Below are 19,527 nucleotides of genomic sequence, written 5' to 3'. Positions count from 1 at the left end.
ATGGCAACCAGTGTCGTTCTTCAGAAGGTCGAGAAGCGCTACGGCTCGCTGGATGTGATCCATGGCATCGACCTGACGATCGATCCCGGCGAATTCGTCGTTTTCGTCGGCCCCTCGGGCTGTGGGAAATCGACCCTTCTGCGCATGATCGCCGGCCTCGAGGAGATCACCGGTGGGGCGCTGCTGCTCGACAGCGAGCGCATGAACGAGGTGGCGCCGGCCAAGCGCGGCATCGCCATGGTCTTCCAGTCCTATGCGCTCTATCCCCACATGTCGGTTTACAAGAACCTCGCTTTCGGCCTGGAGACGGCCGGTTACAAGAAGGCCGAGATCCAGCCGAAGGTGAAGCGCGCCGCCGAAATCCTGCAGATCGAGAAGCTGCTGGAGCGCAAGCCGAAGGCGCTCTCCGGCGGCCAACGCCAGCGCGTGGCGATCGGCCGCGCCATCGTGCGCGAGCCACGCATCTTCCTGTTCGACGAACCGCTGTCGAACCTCGATGCCGAACTGCGTGTGCAGATGCGTGTCGAGATCTCCCGCCTGCACCGGCAGCTCGGCAACACCATGATCTACGTCACCCATGACCAGGTCGAGGCGATGACGATGGCCGACAAGATCGTCGTCTTGAATTCCGGCCGCATCGAGCAGGTCGGCGCGCCGCTCGATCTCTACAACAACCCGGCCAACCGCTTCGTCGCCGGCTTTATCGGCAGCCCGAAGATGAACTTTTTGCAGGCGCGCATCGAAGAGGTCGGCGAGGCCGAAACCAGTATTCATGTCTGCGGCAATTCCGTCCGCCTGCCGCGCCGGCTGAGGGGCGGGGCCGGCGAGGCCGTCACCTTCGGCATCCGCCCCGAGCATCTGTCCCTCACGCAGGGCACCATCACGCTTTCGACCGTCAATGTCGATCTCGTCGAAAATCTCGGCGGCGCCACCATGCTCTATACGACGACGCCGGACGGACAGCTCCTGACGATTGCCCTCGACGGTCAGCAGAAGGTCGAGCGTGGCACCAATGTGCAGGCCTTCTTCGATCCGGCCCGCTGCCACGTCTTCGACGCTGCCGGCAAGACGATCTGACCCTATAGCCCCTTCGCGCGTCCGGAAGGACGCGCGCCGCGGCTTGACAGCCTATCCCGCTCTGCCCCATCATTTTGCAAGCGCCGCAAGGGGGATAGCATGACGCCTGAGGATAGGATTCATGCGCTTGGCATCTGGCAGGGTCCGATTGAAATTTCGCCAATATCCGGCGGCATCACCAACAGGAACTATCTGGTTAGCGATGCCGTCGTGCGCTGCGTGGTGAGACTCGGCGCCGATATTCCGATCCACCACATCATCAGGCAGAACGAGCTTGCCGCAAGCCGCGCGGCGCATGCCGCCGGCCTGTCGCCTGCCGTCATCCACCATTCGCCCGGGGTGCTGGTGCTCGACTATGTCGAGGCGCGGGCGCTGTCGCCCGAGGATATCAGGGCACCTGACATGCTGGCCCGGGTCGTGCCGCTGCTGCGCGCCTGCCACCATGACATCGCGCGGCATTTCCGCGGCCCGGCGATGATCTTCTGGGTCTTCCACGTCATCCGCGATTACGCCGCCAGCCTGAAGGAATCGGGCAGCCTCCACCTTCCGCTGCTGCCGGCGTTGATCGGCAAGGCCGACATGCTGGAAGCAGCGGCAGGGCCGTTCGAGATCGCCTTCGGCCATAACGATTTGCTGGCCGCCAATTTTCTCGATGACGGCAAGCGGCTCTGGCTGATCGACTGGGATTATGCCGGCTTCAACACGCCGCTGTTCGATCTCGGCGGATTGGCCTCCAACAACGAGTTCTCGCAAGCCGCCGAGCAGATGATGCTCGAGAGCTATTTCGACCGGCCGCTGACCGATGAGCTGAGCCGCCGCTACGGCGCGATGAAATGCGCCTCGCTGCTGCGCGAGACGCTCTGGAGCATGATTTCGGAAATCCACTCCACCATCGATTTCGACTATGCCGCCTATACGGCCGAGAATCTGGCGCGCTTCGAGCGCGCCTATCAAGCCTTTGAACAGGATCCATAAATGACGAGACAATTACCGAAGACGGCAAAGGCCGTGGTCATCGGCGGCGGCATCATCGGCTGCTCGACAGCCTATCATCTCGGCAAGCTCGGCTGGACCGATACCGTCCTGCTCGAACGCAAGAAGCTGACCTCGGGCACCACCTTTCATGCCGCCGGACTCGTCGGCCAGCTGCGCACCAGCGCCAACATCACCCAGTTGCTCGGCTACTCCGTCGATCTCTACAAGCGGCTGGAAGAGGAAACGGGCCTCGGCACCGGCTGGAAGATGAACGGCGGCCTGCGCCTTGCCTGCAACGAGGAGCGCTGGACGGAGGTCAAGCGCCAGGCGACCACCGCCCAGTCCTTCGGCCTCGAAATGCAGTTGCTGACGCCGCAGGAGGCTTTCGATCTCTGGCCGCTGATGACGATTGACGATCTCGTCGGCGCCGCCTTCCTTCCGACGGACGGTCAGGCCAATCCTTCCGATATCACCCAGGCGCTGGCGAAAGGCGCCCGCATAGCAGGCGTTTCGATCTTCGAGGATACCGAAGTCCTCGACCTCGAGATCGACAAGGGACGAATCCGCGCCGTTGTGACCGCCGAGGGACGTATCGAATGCGAGCGCGTCGTCGTCTGCGCCGGCCAATGGACGCGCGCCTTTGGCCAGCGTTTCGGCGTCAACGTGCCGCTGGTCTCGGTCGAGCACCAATATATCATCACCGAATCCTTCGGCGTGCCCTCCAACCTGCCGACGCTGCGCGATCCCGATCGCCTGACCTATTACAAGGAGGAGGTCGGCGGCATCATCATGGGCGGCTATGAGCCCAATCCCATTCCCTGGGCGAAGCAGGGCATCCCGGAGGGTTTCCATTACACGCTGCTGGATAGCAATTTCGACCATTTCGAGCAGATCATGGAACAAGCGCTCGGCCGCGTTCCGGCGCTGGAGGATGTCGGCGTCAAGCAGTTGCTGAACGGCCCGGAAAGTTTTACGCCTGACGGTAACTTCATTCTCGGTGAGGCGCCGGAGCTGAAGAACTTCTTCGTCGGCGCCGGTTTCAACGCCTTCGGCATTGCCTCGGCCGGCGGCGCCGGCATGGCGCTCGCCGAATGGGTGACGAAGGGCGAGCCGCCCTATGATCTCTGGCCGGTCGACATCCGCCGCTTCGGTCGCCCGCACTTCGATACCGCGTGGGTGCGCACCCGCACGCTCGAAGCCTATGGCAAGCACTACACCATGGCCTGGCCTTTCGAGGAGCATTCGAGCGGCCGCCCCTGCCGCAAATCGCCGCTCTATGACCGGCTGAAGGCGCAAGGCGCCTGTTTCGGCGAAAAGCTCGGCTGGGAGCGGCCGAATTGGTTTGCCGATCTCTTCGCCAATGAGGAGCCGAAGGATATCTACAGCTACGGCAGGCAGAACTGGTTCGATGCCGTCGGCCGCGAGCATAAGGCGGTGCGCGAGGCGGCCGTCATCTTCGACCAGACCTCCTTCGCCAAATTCGTGCTGAAGGGCAGGGATGCCGAGGCGGCACTCTCCTGGATTGCCGCCAACGATGTTGCAAGGCCCGTGGGATCGCTCATCTACACGCAGATGCTGAACGACAAGGGCGGAATCGAATGCGATCTGACCGTCGCCCGCATCGCCGAGGACGAATATTACATCGTCACCGGCACCGGTTTCGCCACCCACGACTTCAATTGGATCGCCCGCAATATTCCGGCGGAGATGCATGCCGAGCTGGTCGAGGTCACCTCGGCCTATTCCGTGCTGTCGCTGATGGGACCGAATGCACGCGCGGTGCTGGAAAAGGTGACAGGCAGCGATGTCTCGAATGCCGCCTTCCCCTTCGGTCAGGTCAGAACCATCGGCATATCGGGCTGCCCGGTGCGAGCATTGCGCATCACCTATGTCGGCGAGCTCGGCTACGAACTGCATGTTCCCATTGAATATGCGACCACGGTCTATGACGTGCTGATGGCATCAGGCGGCGAATTCGGCCTCGTCAATGCCGGCTATCGCGCCATCGAGAGCTGCCGCCTGGAAAAGGGCTATCGCGCCTGGGGCTCCGATATCGGCCCCGACCACACGCCGGTTGAAGCCGGCCTCGGCTGGGCGGTGAAGATCAGGAAGAACATTCCGTTCCGCGGCCGCGAGGCGATCGAGCGGCAGCTTGCAGACGGCGTGAAGAAGCGCCTCGCCTGCTTCGTTCCCGACGATCCCGATACCGTGCTGCTCGGCCGTGAAACCATCTATCGCAACGGCAAACGTGTCGGCTGGCTCTCGAGCGGCGGCTTCGGTTATACGCTTGGGAAGGCGATCGGCTACGGCTATGTCCGCGACCCGGAGGGCGTGACGGAGGATTTCGTTCTCGCCGGCGCTTATGAACTCGATGTCGCCAGGGAGCGCATTCCCTGCAAGGTGTCGCTGGCGCCGCTCTACGATCCCGATATGACGCGGGTGAAGGCTTGACCATGCGGTATGGCGGAGAAGAAAGAGCAACCCTGAACTTCCTGTGCTCGTCGCAGGAATCCAGCCACCGCGCGTCTGCGCGGTGGCTGGATTCCTACGGCCTGAATAGAGTTCCCCGCGCCCAGGGACTTGGGCGCACTGGATCCCTGTGACGAGCACAGCGATGACGGAGGAAAGGGTATGCCGTGTGGCACACCCTCTCTTTTGCCGAAAAGACTCACACTTCTTAAAACAGCGGCAGCCGGTCGTCCTGGATTAGGATCTCCAACTTGTCCGAGACATCCTGCGTCCAGGCCCGATGCCCGGTCAAAGCCGACGGGAAAAGGCCGGGGAGGGTGAAGAGCGCCGCCGAAATCGCCGGGCCGGTGCGCGGGACGTCGGCAATCAGCGCGGCGATCTCAGCAGCGCGGGGATCGCGCAGCTCATAGCGCTCGCCATTGCCATGTTCGCCGATCGCATAACGCATCCACGCCGCGACGGCGATCGCGCAGGTCTCCGCCCGGTCGCCAAGGGCAAGCGCCTCGCATGCCGGCTCCAGCAGCCGCTGTGGCAGTTTCTGCGTGCCGTCCATGGCGATCTGATAGGTGCGGTGCGCGATCGCCTTATTTGCAAAGCGTGCTATCAATTCATTGGCGTAGTCATCGAGATCGATGCCCGGCACCGCGTCCAGTGTGCGCGCCGCCGCGTGCATGTGGCGGTAGGCAAGCGCCGCCAGGCCGGCATCATCCATAACGTCTCGGATGAATTCATAGCCGCCGATATAACCGAGATAGGCGAGCAGCGAATGGGCTCCGTTCAGCATCCTGAGCTTCATTTTTTCGTAAGCCGAGACTTCCTCGACCATCAGCGCGCCGCGTACCTTTTCCCAGGCCGGACGGCCATTGGCGAAATGGTCTTCGATGACCCATTGCGTAAAGGGTTCCGTCTCGACCGCCGCCATGTCGGTGCGGCCCGTCAGCCGCTCGGCATCGGCATAGGTCGCTTCGGTGCTTGCCGGCGTGATGCGGTCGACCATCGTCGAGGGGAAGGGCACATTCGCTTCGATCCAGCGATGCAGGTCGGCATCGATGCGCGAAGTGAATTCCAGCACGAGGCGTTTCAGCACGGCGCCGTTGCTCGGCAGATTGTCGCAGCTGAGCGGCGTAAAGGGGGCGGTGCCCTTCTGCCGTCGGCGCGCCAGTCCTTCGACGAGATAGCCGATGACGCCGCGCGGCGCATGCCGATTGGCGAGGTCGGCAACGACATCGGGATGCTTGAGGTCGAGGCCGCCGGTTGCGGGATCGAAGCCATAGGCCTTTTCCGTGACCGTCATACTGACGATGCGGATGGCAGGGTCCTCGAGCCGCGCCAGCAGGCCGGCCGGATCGCGTGGCGCCACATGCGCCTTCAGGATCGAGCCGATCACTTCGGCCGTCGTGCCTGATGTATCGCGGATCAGCATCGTATAAAGCCCGTTCTGGGCGGAGAGATTGTCCGCGACATCGGGCGTGCGCAGGCTCGCCACCTCAATGCCCCAGTCGCCGCCGGCTGCTGCGAGTGCAGCATCCGTGAAGGGCGCGAAATGGGCGCGGAAGAAGGCGCCCGGGCCGAGATGCAGGATGCCAGCCTTCAGCGCATTCCTGTTATAGGCGGGAAGCTTCGCCGTCGGCGCAAGGCCGGTCACGTTCTGCAGTCTGTCGCTCACAGCTTGTAGGCCTTCTTTGCATTGTCATAGGAGAGTTCGCGCGCCACGATCTCGGCTTCCTTCCCGGAAATCCGATGCTCGGCTGCGAGTTGAGCGAGGAAGCGGCAGACTTCACGGCGCCAGACGTCGTGGCGGGCCGGGATCGACAGCAGCGCCCGCGTGTCATCGTTGAAACCTGCCATATTGGCGAAACCGGCCGTCTCTACCACCTGGTCGAGATAGCGACGGATGCCGAGCGGGCTGTCATGGAACCACCAGGGCGGGCCCACCATCAGGCAGGCCCAATGGCCGGCCATCGGCGCCAGCTCTCGCGCATAGGTCGTCTCGTCGAGCGTGAAAAGCAGGATGCGCAGGCCCGGCGCATGGCCATATTTGGAAAGCAGCGCATTCAAGCCGCCGACCCAGTCCGTGCGTGTCGGGATATCGGCGCCCATATTGGGGCCGCGGGTGGCAAAGAGTCCGCTGTCGGTATTGCGTCGCGAGCCGGCATGGATCTGCATCACCATGCCGTCCTCGGCCGAGAGACCGGCCATCTCGGTCATCATCTGGCCGCGGAAAAGCTCGGCCTCAACAGCCGAAAGCGGGCCCTTCAATGCCTTGTCGAGCAACGCCTGCTTTTCGGCCAGCGGCAGATCAGCGGTGAAGGCTGTCGGCACGCCGTGATCGGTGGCAGTCGCGCCGAACTTGCGGAAATAGGCGCGCCGGCGCCGATGCGCCTCGATCAGGCCGTCCCAGTTCGTCACGTCGGCGCCGGTGATTTCTCCGAACTTGAGGAGATTGTCGCGGAAACCGACGGCATCAGGATCGGTGACGCTGTCCGGCCGGTAGGTGGTGCGCACCTTACCGATCCAGCCCTCCGCCGCCATCTTCTGGTGATGGACAAGCGGGTCGAGCGCACCTTCGGTCGTCGCGATCGTTTCGATGCCGAATCGCTGATGCAGCGCCCGCGGGCGGAATTCGGGACGGGCGAGCTGGGCATTGATGTGATCGTAAAGCGCATCGGCATTATCCGCCGTCAGCGGTTCGGTGCAGCCGAGCACGGCCGACATTGCATGATCAACCCAGAGGCTCGAGGGCGTTCCGCGGAAGAGATGGTAATGCTTGGCAAAGGTCCGCCAGATCGCCCGCCCCTCAGCCACCGGCTTGCCGTCGAGCCTGGGAACACCGAGCTCGTCCAAGGTGACGCCGACGCTGTGCAGCATGCGGAAAAGATAGTGATCGGGAATGACCAGCAGCGAAGCGGCGTCTTCAAAAGGCTTATTGTCGGCGAACCAGGACGGTTCGGTGTGCCCATGCGGGCTGACGATCGGAAGATTGCGCACCGTCTCGTAGAGGTCTCGCGCGATGGTCCGTGTCGCCGGGTCGGCCGGAAAGAGCCGGTCCGGATGAAGAAAGCCGTTGCCTGCATCCATCAGTATTCCTCCCTGATGGATTAGGGCCTACCCCACTACATCGGGCACGGCAAGGTCTTTTAGTAACCAAACGGTTCAGTTTTGCGCATGGCCGCGCCGGGGATCGAAAACATTGACGCGGCGGCCTATTTCCGGTTTGGGAGAACCATCTGTTCTGCCGGTGTCGGCAAAGGAGGATCGATGTCCGACGAGACCAACCGCATCACCCGGCTGGAGGAAATGCTGGCCCATCAGGCAAAGACGATCGAGGAGCTTTCCGATCAGCTCGCCGAACAATGGAAGAGCGTGGAGCAGATGCGCACCAAGCTCGAACGGTTGACAGAACGCTTCCTGTCGCTGGAGGAGCAGTCGCTGGACGCGCCGGCCATCACTCGTCCGCCGCATTATTGAAAACACGCGGCGGAATGCCGCGTGCTCTCGGTACAGGGGCCGATCAGACGCCGCCAATGCAGAGATATTTCATCTCTAGATAATCGTCGGCGCCATGGCGGGAGCCCTCGCGGCCGAGACCGGATTGCTTGATGCCGCCGAAGGGCGCCGTCTCGGATGACATCAGCCCGGTATTGATGCCGATCATGCCGTATTCCAGCGCCTCCGCCACCCGCCAGACCTTCTTCAGGTCACCGGCATAGAAGTAGGCGGCCAGGCCGAATTCGGTGTCGTTGGCCTGAGCGATGACGTCCTCGGCCGTCTCGAAGCGGAAGAGCGGCGCCACCGGCCCGAAGGTTTCCTCGCGCGCCACCGTCATGCCGCGGGTCACGCCGGTCAGCACCGTCGGCGCAAAGAAGGTGCCGGCGCCGTCGATGCGCTTGCCGCCGGTCAGAACCTTGGCGCCCTTGGCCAGCGCGTCGCCGACATGGTCCTCCACCTTGGCAAGACCCTGCTCGTCGATCAGCGGCCCGATCTCGACACCGGGCTTGAACCCGTCCCCGACCGACAACTCGGCGACCTTGGCGGCAAGCTTCGCGGCAAAGGCGTCATAGACGCTGGACTGGATATAGAGGCGGTTGGCGCAAACGCAGGTCTGGCCGGCATTGCGATATTTGGAGGCGATCGCGCCCTCGACGGCGGCGTCGAGATCGGCATCGTCGAAGACAATGAACGGCGCGTTGCCACCGAGCTCCAGGCTCACCTTCTTGATCTGGTCAGCGCATTGCCGCATCAGGATGCGGCCGACTTCCGTCGAGCCGGTGAAGCTGATCTTGCGCACTTTCTCATTGCCGCAGAGCTCTCGGCCGATTGCCGGCCCGTCGAGCCCGACGATCAGATTGAAGACGCCGGCGGGAATGCCGGCCTGTTCGGCGAGCACGGCGAGGGCAATCGCAGTCAGCGGAGTCTGCTCGGCCGGCTTCGAGACGACAGTGCAGCCGACGGCAAGCGCCGGGGCGATCTTGCGGGCAATCATCGCCGCCGGGAAATTCCACGGTGTGATCGTGCCGACGACGCCGACCGGCTGCTTGATGACGATCATGCGCTTATCCTGGGAAGGCGCCGGGATCGTCTCGCCGTAGATGCGCTTGGCCTCTTCCGCATACCATTCGATATAGGCGGCGGCATAAAGGATCTCACCGCGCGCTTCGGGGAAGGGCTTGCCCATTTCGGCCGTCAGGATCGCCGCGAGCGCGTCGGCATTGGCGACGATCAGGTCGAACCATTTGCGCAGGATCTGGCTGCGTTCCTTGGCGGGGCGGGCAGCCCAGGCCGGCTGGGCAGCATAGGCCGCATCGATCGCCGCCCGCGTTTCGGCTGCGCCCATATCGGGGAGGGAGGCGAGCAGCTCGCCGGTTGCCGGGTTCAGAACGTCGAAGGTCTTTGCGGCGTCGCCCGAGGTCCAGACGCCGTTGATATAGCCGGCATCGCGCAACAGCGGCGAGGAAAAGGCAATGTGCCTGGTCAGTGCGGTAGTGAAAGCCATATCATATCTCCTTGGGAGCGGCTGCCGATCGCCGGCGCCATTGAAATCCGGGTTCGATCGGCGCTAGCTGGCGGCACTCGCCTCCAGCATCGAGGTCTCGAGAATGTCGAGCGCCTCGCCGAAGACCTCGTCCTGGATGGTGATCGGCGCGAGGAAGCGGATGACGTTTCCATGGACGCCGCAGGTGAGCAGGATCAGCCCCTTGTCGAGCGCTGTCAGCCGCACCTTGTTGGCGAAATCAGCACTCGGCAATCCCGTCCTCCGGTCATTGAATTCGACGGCGTTCATGAAGCCCGGTCCGCGAATATCGGCGATCTCCGGCACCTTTTCACGCAAGGATTCCAGCCGCTGCTTCAGCCGCCCGCCGAGCAGGTTCGCTCGGTTGCAGAGATCCTCCTCCTTGATGACGTCGAGGACGGCATGGGCAGCGGCGATACCGAGCGGATTGCCGCCATAGGTGCCGCCGAGCCCGCCCGGCCCCGGCGCGTCCATGATTTCGGCGCGGCCGGTGACGGCAGCAAGTGGGAAGCCGCCGGCGAGGCTTTTCGCCATCGTCGTCAGGTCGGCGGCCACCTCGTGGTGATCCATCGCGAACATCTTGCCGGTGCGGGCAAAACCGGTCTGCACCTCATCGGCGATCAGCAGGATGCCATGCTGGTCGCAAAGTTCGCGCAGGGCTTTCATGAAGGCTGCGGGCGCCGGATAGAAGCCGCCTTCACCCTGCACCGGCTCGAGGATGATGGCTGCGACACGCTGCGGATCGACATCGGCGGCGAAGAGTTTCTTCAGCGCCGCAAGCGACTGATCGACGGAGACGCCATGCAGTTCGACGGGGAAAGGAACATGGAAGACATCGCCGGGCATCGCGCCGAAGCCGACCTTGTAGGGCACGACCTTGCCGGTCAGCGCCATGCCCATGAAGGTGCGGCCGTGGAAGCCGCCGCCGAAGGCGATGACGGCCGAGCGGCCGGTCGCGGCACGGGCGATCTTGACGGCGTTCTCGACCGCCTCGGCGCCAGTGGTGACGAAGATGGTCTTTTTCTGGAAATTGCCGGGCACCAGGGCGTTCAGCCGCTCGGCGAGGCTGACGTAGTTCTCGTAGGGCACCACCTGGTGGCAGGTATGGGTGAAGCGGTCGAGCTGATCCTTGACCGCCGCAATGACCTTGGGGTGGCGGTGACCGGTGTTGAGCACGGCGATGCCGGCGGCGAAATCGATATAGCGGCGGCCCTCCTTGTCCCAGATTTCGGCATTCTCTGCGCGATCCGCATAGATCTGGGTAGTCATGCCGACGCCGCGTGAAATCGCGGCGTTCTTCCGGTCGGTAAGGCTTGTCGCGGTCATCGATCTGCTCCCGTGTTGAAGGTTTTTGGAATTATCTTGCATAAGTTCTGTAAGATTCTCTGGAAATTCCTACATTTTTTCTGCAAGAAAACAAGCGGCATTTTTTGCTTCAAACATCACGCGATTTGATGAATGCTCGCGCAACGAGAATCGGGGTATTGGCTGATGAGTGACAACGGGCCTGTGCGCTACAAGGTAGCGGAGGCCGCGCGGCTGGCGGGGGTCTCCGCCTCGACGCTGCGCCTCTGGGAAAGCCAGGGCCTGGTCGTTCCCGGCCGCTCCGAAACCGGCCATCGGCAATATAGCGCCGACGACGTGGCGCGGCTGAGGCGCATCTCCTGGTACCGGGTCGAGCGCGGTCTCAATCCGGCAGCAATCCGAGAGGCGCTGGAGAGCGAGGAACCCTCCGCGGACAGTGCCGAACCCGGCCAGGATTCCGGCCTCGGCCGGAAACTGCGGAGCCTCCGCCACGCCGCAGGCAAGACGCTCGATCAGGTGGCCGGTGATATTGGCATCACCGCGTCGACGCTCTCGACGCTGGAGCGCACCTCGCAAGGCGTCGGATTCAAGACGCTGCACGACCTCGCCGAATATTACGCCACCACCGTCTCCCGCCTCTCCGGCGAGGAAAGCGTGGAGGTGCCGGCAGTGATACGCGCCGGCGAGTGGCGCACCTGGCCGGAAACGACCCCCGGGGTTACGGTGCAGTTGCTTGCCGAAGGCCGCAGGATGATGGATTGCCATCGTTTCGTGCTGGCGCCGGGCGCTGCCAGCGAGGGCGCCTATCGCCACGAAGGCGAGGAATTCATGCATGTCCTGTCCGGCCGGCTGGAACTGGTGCTCGACAGCGATCAGTTCTTCGATCTCGGCCCGGGCGATTCACTGTATTTCGAAAGCCGCCGCTACCATTCCTGGCGCAACCGCCACGATGGCGAAACCGTGCTTCTCTGGATCAACACGCCGCCGACATTCTGAACCAGCCGCAGCAGGAAGCAGTTTCGCAATGTGTGCCTTTGCGCTATAGCGCGAGTGGAGAATATCCGAACGAAAGACAGTCTCATGGCCGCCACCATCCGTTATCACGAAGGCGATATTTCCGCGGCCGACGCGGCCCGCTACACCGGCGCGATCGCGATCGATACCGAGACGCTGGGCCTGGTGCCGCGGCGGGATCGTCTCTGCGTCGTCCAGCTTTCTCCGGGTGACGGCACCGCCGACATCATCCGCATCGCGGCCGGCCAGAAAGAGGCCCCCAATCTCGTCGCTCTGCTCGAAGATCCCACGCACCAGAAGATCTTTCATTACGGCCGCTTCGATATTGCCGTGCTCTTCCATACCTTCGGCGTCACGACGAACCCGGTATTCTGCACCAAGATCGCCTCGCGCCTCTGCCGCACCTACACCGATCGCCACGGCCTCAAGGACAATCTCAAGGAAATGCTCGACGTCGATGTCTCCAAGGCGCAGCAATCGTCCGATTGGGCGGCCGAGACGCTGTCGCCGGCCCAGCTCGAATATGCCGCTTCCGACGTGCTTTACTTGCACGCGCTTCGCGACAAGCTGACGGCCCGCCTGATCCGCGACGGCCGGTTCGATCATGCCACGGCCTGCTTCGCATTCCTGCCGACCCGCGCCAAGCTCGACCTGCTCGGCTGGGAAGAGGCCGATATCTTCGCTCACAGCTGAGCGAATTGCCGTCAATCTTCACTGTCTGCGGTCGCGGGTGAACTGATCCGCCGGCGTTAGCGATTCGTTAATCTCTGTTTCTTAATATTCGATTTAATTTTTAGGCATTCGATGGCGCCGCTTGCGTCATGCGGACAGGAGGATCTGCTCGGGATGCAAGGGACCGGATGAGCGCGGTCCTTTCATAGAGCCTGCTTTCATCGTCACTTTACGAAAGGGCATGCCATGCTGACCCCCGTTCGTGCAGCGTCCAATGCAAGCTTTTCATCTCAGGGCCAGACTGCGGCGATCGTGGCCGGCAGTCCTGACCGTTCGGTGATTGCCCCCGCGCCCGTCAACGCGGTCGAGGCCACTGAGCTGAATTCCGCCATTGCCGGCAAGCTCAATATCCTGCTCCTTGCGGCGCGCGAGCGCATGGTTGAAGCCCTTTTCGATGTCATCGATGCGGCTGGCCGCTCGATCTCGCTCGATCGCGGCGAGGACGAGAGCAATTCCGCCTTCGCCTCCCGGCTCGCCGATGCCATCCGCGGGCTGCCGACCGCCAGGATCGATGAGGTCGAAGGCCAGCTGAGCGCGCAGGGGCACAGTCTGCCGCTTCGGACGATCGCGGAAGCCTTGAAGAATCCGACAGGGCCTGAGGCGGCGCGTATCATCGCCTATCTGGAAATCGTGCGCTATAAGGACCGTGATCTCGCTGCCCGCGCCGTCGTCCGATCCTATGGTCAGAACGATGCTTCGCCGATGCGCGCCGAAGCCCGGCCCGAGATCCAGCTGCATGAAGCCAGCCTGCTCGCCGCGATCCGCCAGCCGGCGGAAACGCAATCTGAACCAGCCGGCAAATTGATCGAGACCGCCCTGCTTGCGGCAAGCGAGGAAGCGGTGAGCGCCGCAGCCGTGGAAGCCGCGGATCCTGAAATTTCGCAGTCTGAAAACTGGATTCGCTCCGCTTCGGTGACAAAAGCAGAGCTTGCCCCGAAGGTCGAAGCCCGGCAATCAGTGCCGGCAGAGCCGCGTGCGGGTGACGACACGGCCGAGGTGACGGAGCCGCCGGTCATTCAGCCTCTCGCAACGTCGGAAAAAGCCGATCCTCTCATTCCCCGGAACTGGACGGGAATCCTCGCCTCCATGACCGAAGCGGTCTCCGAGATGATCGTAACCATCATCCGTGAGCAGGACGTCGAAACGGTGCAGGAGGATGGTCCCGTCGAGGCGGCGGTGGAGGTCGATGCCATTCTCGACGAGGCCGTCAGCAGCGAAGCGAAGGAGACCTTGACGAGACAGCCGGCAGATCTGGCCGCTGCCGATGCTCGACAGTCCGCAATGCCCCACCTGTCTCAGATGGAACCCGGGGCCACGGCTGCGGCTGCCCGCCAGCCGAAAGAAATTGCCGCACAGCCGCAACCGATGCCGCTGCCCGACATGGCGGAGGCCTCTTATGTGCCGCTCGCGGCCAAGGTGGCGGAGGGCTTTGCCTATGCTCAGCTGCCTTATCAGTTCGCCAAGGATACGCCGTCGAACGAAAAGGCCGGTGAAACGAGCCACCAGCATCACCATCACCAGGACGGTGCGCCGCAGGACGAGCAGCAGGCGCAATCCGGCGGCGAGGATGCCGAACCCGATGCTGAAGGGGCGGAGGCGGCACCCGAGCGCAGGACGCCGAGGATGATCGATACCGAGCCGTCGGCATATCGGCCCGACACTGCAGCCGATCCGGTCTACGCGCTTTATCAGCGCATGGCCGGCTGGGAATAGCGGCTTTCATCACCTGAAAATGAAGAACCCGCCGGATCGCTCCGGCGGGTTCCGCATTTCAGACGTGACTGCGAGGCTTATTCGCCGCCGCGGTTCTTCAGGGCTGCGCCCAGGATGTCGCCGAGCGAAGCGCCCGAGTCGGACGAACCGAACTGAGCGACGGCTTCCTTCTCTTCCGCAATCTCCAGGGCCTTGATGGACAGCATGATCTTGCGGTCCTTCTTGGAGAAGTTGGTGACGCGGGCGTCGACGACCTGGCCGACCGAGAAACGCTCAGGACGCTGCTCGTCGCGGTCGCGGGCGAGATCGGCGCGACGGATGAAGGACGTGATGTCCTCGTGGTTGACGAGCTTCACTTCAATGCCGCCATCGTTGATGGCGATGACTTCGCAGGAAACAACGGCGTTCTTGCGCAGGTCGCCGGAAGCTGCTGCTTCACCAACAGCATCCTTGCCGAGCTGCTTGATGCCGAGCGAGATGCGTTCCTTCTCGACATCGACGTCGAGAACGACGGCCTTGACGACGTCACCCTTGTTGAACTCCTCGATGACCTGTTCGCCCGGACGGTTCCAGTCGAGGTCGGAGAGGTGCACCATGCCGTCGACATCGCCGTCGAGGCCGATGAACAGGCCGAATTCGGTCTTGTTCTTGACTTCGCCTTCAACTTCAGTGCCGGCCGGATGGCTGCGGGCGAATGCTGCCCACGGGTTTTCCAGCGTCTGCTTGAGGCCGAGCGAGATACGGCGCTTGGACGGATCGACTTCGAGAACGACGACTTCGACTTCCTGGCTCGTGGACAGGATCTTGCCGGGGTGAACGTTCTTCTTGGTCCAGGACATTTCCGAGATGTGGATCAGGCCTTCGATGCCCGGCTCCAGCTCAACGAACGCACCGTAGTCGGTGATGTTCGTAACGGTACCGGAGATCTTCTTGCCTTCCGGATACTTGGCCTGGATGCCATCCCACGGATCGGACTCGAGCTGCTTCATGCCGAGCGAGATGCGGTGGGTTTCCTGGTTGATGCGGATGATCTGAACCTTGACCTGCTGGCCGATGTTCAGGATTTCCGACGGATGGTTCACACGGCGCCATGCCATGTCGGTGACGTGCAGCAGGCCGTCGATGCCGCCGAGGTCGACGAACGCACCGTAATCGGTGATGTTCTTGACGACGCCGTCGACAACCTGGCCTTCTTCGAGGTTCTGAACGATTTCAGAACGCTGCTCGGCACGGGACTCTTCCAGGACCGTGCGGCGCGAAACCACGATGTTGCCGCGGCGCTTGTCCATCTTGAGGATTTCGAAGGGCTGCGGGTTGTGCATCAGCGGGGTCACGTCGCGGATCGGGCGGATGTCGACCTGCGAACGCGGCAGGAAGGCGATCGCACCGTCGAGGTCGACCGTGAAGCCGCCCTTGACCTGGTTGAAGATTACGCCTTCGACGCGCTCGCCGGCTTCGAACTTGGCTTCGAGCTTGATCCAGCTTTCTTCGCGGCGAGCCTTCTCGCGCGACAGAACGGCTTCACCAAGCGCGTTTTCGATGCGCTCGACATAGACTTCGACTTCGTCGCCGACCTTCAGCGAACCGTCCTTGGCGCGTGCGCCGAATTCCTTGAGCGCGATGCGGCCTTCGACCTTGAGGCCGACGTCGACAACGGCGACATCCTTTTCGATGCCCGTGACGATGCCCTTGGTGACATAGCCTTCAGCCAGATCGTTTTTGGCAAAGGACTCTTCGAGAAGGGCCGCGAAATCCTCGCGAGAGGGAGTTGCTACTGACATAAAATCTCCTGCGTGGCCTTCGATAGCGTCAAGGCCCACGTATGCGCCGGTTGGTTCGTGTTGAATGGGCCTGAACCCAGTCCGCCTTCTCTGACGAAGGCAATCCGGCGCTTGGACGGAATTTCAGGCTGCATTAAAGCGATCCATGCGTCTGAGCATGCAAAATCGCTTGAATTTAGGCATTTCGGTTCAAGACCGCATCGATGATCGATTGAGCGGCTTGAAACGCGGCCTCTATACTCATTTCCGACGTATCAAGCAAGTGCGCATCATCAGCTGGTTTCAAAGGGCTGTCGGCCCGCCCCATGTCGCGTTCGTCGCGCCGCTTGACGTCTTCGAAAATCGCCTCCAAATCCGCCGTCGCCCCCTTGCCCAGGATCTCGTCGTAACGGCGTCTGGCGCGCACCTCCGGCGACGCCGTCACATAGAGCTTGACCGGCGCATCCGGGCATACGACCGTGCCGATATCGCGCCCATCGAGCACCGTGCCCGGCGTCTTTGCCGCAAACCGGCGCTGCGCCTCGACCAGCGCCCGGCGCACCGCCGGCATGACGGCGATTTTCGAGGCGGCTTCACCGATCTCGTGTCGGGAAAGTATATCGCGATTCAGTCCGGCGAGTTCAACCTCCCGCGCGATCTTTTCGGCCACCGCCTCGTCGTCGAGCGGCAGGCCGGCATCGAGCAGCGCCTTGGCCGTTGCGCGGTAGGTCAGCCCCGTGTCGAGATGGTGAAAGCCGTATCGTTCAGCGATAAGACGCGAAAGCGTCCCCTTGCCGGCCGCCGCCGGGCCGTCGATGGCGATGGTGAAACTCTTTGTTGCCATGGGATCAATCCTGCAATGATGCGCCGTATGGCGCCAAAGGGGTCGTCTTGCGCGGATGCGGCTGGAACAGCTGGAAGCTGGCGGTGGGCTGCGGCGCAGAGCCATGCATCCCGTAATCCTCTGTAACTGCAGCACATTTCTTCCGAAGCGTCGGCCTGGCCGGCTGCTGCCTTCGCCCGCTTCTTCTACTGCCGCGGCTCGTTACCACAAACACCATGAGCGGTCATCCGTCTGCAGGCCAAAACGCCCGCGCCGAGATGATAAAGTTTGGCTTTGACATGGGAAGCCACAGCGATTAAGGGGACCGGCTTATAAATTCCGATGGAACGCCGGCTTGCACGGCATTTTGCCGAATCGCGGATTCGGCCATTCTCACGAGGCTTATAGTGGCGAAAGCGGAACTTGGAACCAAGCGCACCGATCCGGAAACCGGCAAGAAGTTTTATGATCTGAACCGGGATCCGATCGTTTCCCCTTATACCGGCAAGTCCTATCCCCTGTCCTTCTTCGAGGAAACCTCGGCGATCGCTGAGGTTGCCGAAGAAGACGAGGTCGCGGAAGTCGATACCGAAAACACCGAAGTCGAACTGGTTTCGCTTGAGGATGCCGACGACGGCGCCTCTGGCGACGACATTCCGGACATGGGCGACGACGATGTCGAAATCGAAGGCGACGACGATGACGACACTTTCCTCACGCCCGACGAAGACGACGACGATGACGACATGAGCGACATTATCGGCGTGACCGGCGACGAAGACGAAGTCTGATCGGACAAATGCCGGCCCGGACAACAAAAAAATTCCGGGTCGGTTTTTTTGGGCTTGCTATCTGCGAAAACCGCAAGTAAGAAGCCGCCACTCCAGAGGGAACGCCCTCCGGAGCATCCCAGGACCGGCCATGCCGGACCGCCTTGATGGGGCTATAGCTCAGCTGGGAGAGCGCTTGCATGGCATGCAAGAGGTCAGCGGTTCGATCCCGCTTAGCTCCACCAGCCTACGCTCTTCGAGCTTCGGCTTGGCAAGCCGGAAGGCTTGACGGGACGAGGGCGAGAAGGAGGCGGAGGCTGCCGCGACGTAGTTGCGAAGCAACGTAGGCGGGCTGTGATCCTTCCATGAAATATGTCTACATTCTCAATAGTGTCGAACTTCCGGATCGCTATTACGTTGGCGTGACGGGCGACCTGAAGTCGCGTCTGGCAAAACATAATGCCGGAGAAGTTTCTCATACCTCGAAATACGCCCCTTGGTCTCTCAAGACCTATCTCGCCTTCTCCGACGAAGCGCAGGCCTTTGCCTTTGAGAAGTATTTGAAGTCGGCTTCCGGCAGAGCATTCGCAAAGAAAAGACTCTAGCCGCGCTCACGCCACCCCCGGCAGACCGTTCCCACAGCCTGCCGGCGCCTTCCGCCTCACATCTCCACGATCGCTGCCGTCACCCGTTTCACCACCGGCAGCACCAATAACAGCACCGGAAAGGCGATGGCCCAGGAGAGGACCCAAGCGGATGGCCACATGGCAAGTGCAACTGCGGTCAGGCCTTGCGCTCTGACGATGCTGATTGCGGAGACGACTGATGTCATTAGCAGCGAGAGGATGAGCGGCATGACGATCGCATTGTAGCGCTTGGGGAGTTTGCCTTTGGGCATTTTGATCTCCGTAAGATGCCGATCGAACAATCGCGCAGCGCCGATCGGCGGTTGCGCGTTGATTGACGTAAACGCTTACGGAGCTTCGGTCTGAAGCGACGCCGTTTTATGATCGAAAGAATCTTTTCGCGCAAGCGTGGCCCCGGCCAAATCCTCTTTGCCAATTCCTCAACGAACAGGATTTATCCTTGCTGCAAGAATCTCAGTGATTCGCCTTCAGGATCCCCAATGACCAGAGCAAGACGCCGCCGTATCATTCGTACACGACGAACCCTGACCGGGCTCGCCCTCGTCGGTTCGATTTCATTTCTGGCCGGCATGACCGATGCGACCGGGCTGCTGCTGACCGGCGATTTCGTCTCCTTCATGACGGGGAATACGACGCGGGCCGCACTCGCGCTGGGCCAGGGCAATCTTTATCATGCGGCGGTGCTGATCTCCGCCATTCTCGTTTTCGTGCTCGGCAATGCGACCGGTATCGTCATCGCCCATGTCTCCGAGCGGCGCATCTTCGTCGTTCTCGGCTGCGTCGGGGCCGTTCTGGCGCTTGCTTCGATGACGACGGCTGAGAGCCTGATGCTGGTGCGGTTCTACATGATCGTTTGTTCCATGGGCATGGTGAACGCCGCCGTCGAACATATCGAAGGCCTGCCGATCGGCCTGACTTATGTTACAGGCGCACTGTCGCGTTTCGGCCGCGGCATCGGCCGCTGGATTATCGGCGATCGCCGTGTCGAATGGACGATCCAGCTCGTCCCCTGGGGCGGCATGATGCTCGGCGCGATCGCCGGTGCCGTCCTGACCCGGTTGACCGGCGCCCATGCCTTGTGGCTGGTCTCCATCTTTGCCATGGCGCTGGCGCTTGTCGCCATGTTCATTCCCCGGCCGCTTCAGCGGCGCTTCAACCAGAAGCTCGCGCCGCATCACACGGGCGCCCTGCGCTAGCGATAGGACCGTCGCATTCCTGTTACCGCCGAATC

At 62.3% G+C, this 19,527-nt stretch carries 17 protein-coding genes and 1 tRNA gene; 11 read left to right on the top strand and 7 right to left on the bottom strand.

What is annotated here, in order from left to right; translation table 11 throughout:
* The 3 genes from HJC00_RS25175 to HJC00_RS25165 all read left to right on the top strand — a co-directional run bounded on the left by HJC00_RS25175 (position 1) and on the right by HJC00_RS25165 (position 4,503).
* Positions 1-1,077: an ABC transporter ATP-binding protein gene (locus tag HJC00_RS25175; protein ID WP_221164753.1), complete on the top strand. Its 1,077-nt coding sequence runs from the start codon at positions 1-3 to the stop codon at positions 1,075-1,077.
* A gap of 99 nt (positions 1,078-1,176) precedes the next feature.
* Positions 1,177-2,052, top strand: coding sequence for a phosphotransferase (locus HJC00_RS25170; RefSeq protein WP_221164752.1), 876 nt, complete (start codon positions 1,177-1,179; stop codon positions 2,050-2,052).
* On the top strand, positions 2,053-4,503 hold the full coding sequence (locus tag HJC00_RS25165; protein WP_221164751.1) for an FAD-dependent oxidoreductase: 2,451 nt from the start codon (positions 2,053-2,055) through the stop codon (positions 4,501-4,503).
* Between the two features lie 226 nt (positions 4,504-4,729).
* Here the strand turns inward: HJC00_RS25165 and HJC00_RS25160 are convergent, their stop codons facing one another.
* Both HJC00_RS25160 and uxaC read right to left on the bottom strand, forming a co-directional pair.
* Positions 4,730-6,187 (bottom strand): mannitol dehydrogenase family protein, encoded by a 1,458-nt coding sequence (locus HJC00_RS25160; RefSeq protein ID WP_221164750.1) that lies wholly within the window; start codon positions 6,185-6,187, stop codon positions 4,730-4,732.
* Positions 6,184-7,599, bottom strand: coding sequence for a glucuronate isomerase (uxaC, locus tag HJC00_RS25155; RefSeq protein ID WP_221147654.1), 1,416 nt, complete (start codon positions 7,597-7,599; stop codon positions 6,184-6,186). Before uxaC ends, HJC00_RS25160 begins: the two co-directional genes overlap by 4 nt.
* A 180-nt stretch (positions 7,600-7,779) precedes the next feature.
* On the opposite strand from uxaC, the gene HJC00_RS25150 reads away from it, so the two are divergent.
* Positions 7,780-7,989, top strand: coding sequence for a SlyX family protein (locus HJC00_RS25150; protein ID WP_210629676.1), 210 nt, complete (start codon positions 7,780-7,782; stop codon positions 7,987-7,989).
* A 43-nt stretch (positions 7,990-8,032) separates the two neighbouring features.
* Here the strand turns inward: HJC00_RS25150 and HJC00_RS25145 are convergent, their stop codons facing one another.
* Entirely contained in the window at positions 8,033-9,514 is a 1,482-nt protein-coding gene (locus tag HJC00_RS25145; protein WP_210629675.1) for an NAD-dependent succinate-semialdehyde dehydrogenase, read from the bottom strand.
* Positions 9,515-9,577: 63 nt separating this feature from the next.
* Positions 9,578-10,858, bottom strand: coding sequence for a 4-aminobutyrate--2-oxoglutarate transaminase (locus tag HJC00_RS25140; RefSeq protein ID WP_210629674.1), 1,281 nt, complete (start codon positions 10,856-10,858; stop codon positions 9,578-9,580).
* A gap of 165 nt (positions 10,859-11,023) precedes the next feature.
* On the opposite strand from HJC00_RS25140, the gene HJC00_RS25135 reads away from it, so the two are divergent.
* From HJC00_RS25135 to HJC00_RS25125, 3 genes are all read left to right on the top strand, one after another.
* Positions 11,024-11,833: a MerR family transcriptional regulator gene (locus HJC00_RS25135; protein WP_221164749.1), complete on the top strand. Its 810-nt coding sequence runs from the start codon at positions 11,024-11,026 to the stop codon at positions 11,831-11,833.
* Positions 11,834-11,917: 84 nt separating this feature from the next.
* A complete protein-coding gene (locus HJC00_RS25130; RefSeq protein ID WP_064800202.1) occupies positions 11,918-12,544 on the top strand; it encodes a ribonuclease D in 627 nt (208 codons plus the stop codon).
* Positions 12,545-12,769: 225 nt separating this feature from the next.
* On the top strand, positions 12,770-14,296 hold the full coding sequence (locus HJC00_RS25125; RefSeq protein WP_221164748.1) for a hypothetical protein: 1,527 nt from the start codon (positions 12,770-12,772) through the stop codon (positions 14,294-14,296).
* A 77-nt stretch (positions 14,297-14,373) separates the two neighbouring features.
* Here HJC00_RS25125 and rpsA read toward each other — a convergent pair whose 3' ends face one another.
* The gene (rpsA, locus tag HJC00_RS25120; RefSeq protein ID WP_210629671.1) at positions 14,374-16,077 is read right to left on the bottom strand and encodes a 30S ribosomal protein S1; all 1,704 of its coding nucleotides are present in this window, start codon (positions 16,075-16,077) and stop codon (positions 14,374-14,376) included.
* Positions 16,078-16,252: 175 nt separating this feature from the next.
* On the bottom strand, positions 16,253-16,900 hold the full coding sequence (gene cmk / locus HJC00_RS25115; RefSeq protein WP_210629670.1) for a (d)CMP kinase: 648 nt from the start codon (positions 16,898-16,900) through the stop codon (positions 16,253-16,255).
* Positions 16,901-17,286: 386 nt separating this feature from the next.
* Here cmk and HJC00_RS25110 point away from each other — a divergent pair, with 386 nt between their 5' ends.
* The 3 genes from HJC00_RS25110 (at position 17,287) to HJC00_RS25100 (ending at position 18,254) form a co-directional block, all read left to right on the top strand.
* Positions 17,287-17,670, top strand: coding sequence for a TIGR02300 family protein (locus HJC00_RS25110; RefSeq protein ID WP_210629669.1), 384 nt, complete (start codon positions 17,287-17,289; stop codon positions 17,668-17,670).
* Between the two features lie 148 nt (positions 17,671-17,818).
* Positions 17,819-17,894, top strand: a tRNA-Ala gene (locus HJC00_RS25105).
* 120 nt (positions 17,895-18,014) lie between these two features.
* Positions 18,015-18,254, top strand: coding sequence for a GIY-YIG nuclease family protein (locus HJC00_RS25100; RefSeq protein ID WP_210629668.1), 240 nt, complete (start codon positions 18,015-18,017; stop codon positions 18,252-18,254).
* Positions 18,255-18,310: 56 nt separating this feature from the next.
* Here the strand turns inward: HJC00_RS25100 and HJC00_RS25095 are convergent, their stop codons facing one another.
* The gene (locus HJC00_RS25095) at positions 18,311-18,547 is read right to left on the bottom strand and encodes a DUF2798 domain-containing protein (RefSeq protein WP_221147656.1); all 237 of its coding nucleotides are present in this window, start codon (positions 18,545-18,547) and stop codon (positions 18,311-18,313) included.
* 228 nt (positions 18,548-18,775) lie between these two features.
* Here HJC00_RS25095 and HJC00_RS25090 point away from each other — a divergent pair, with 228 nt between their 5' ends.
* Positions 18,776-19,492, top strand: coding sequence for a YoaK family protein (locus HJC00_RS25090; protein WP_210629666.1), 717 nt, complete (start codon positions 18,776-18,778; stop codon positions 19,490-19,492).
* Positions 19,493-19,527: the final 35 nt, after the last annotated feature.

Origin of the sequence: Rhizobium sp. NLR22b (assembly GCF_019685295.1) — a bacterium.
In the GTDB taxonomy this organism is placed as follows: Bacteria; Pseudomonadota; Alphaproteobacteria; order Rhizobiales; family Rhizobiaceae; genus Rhizobium.
The sequence above is the reverse complement of the archived record's forward strand: the minus strand, read 5'-3'. Positions and strand labels throughout refer to the sequence as shown.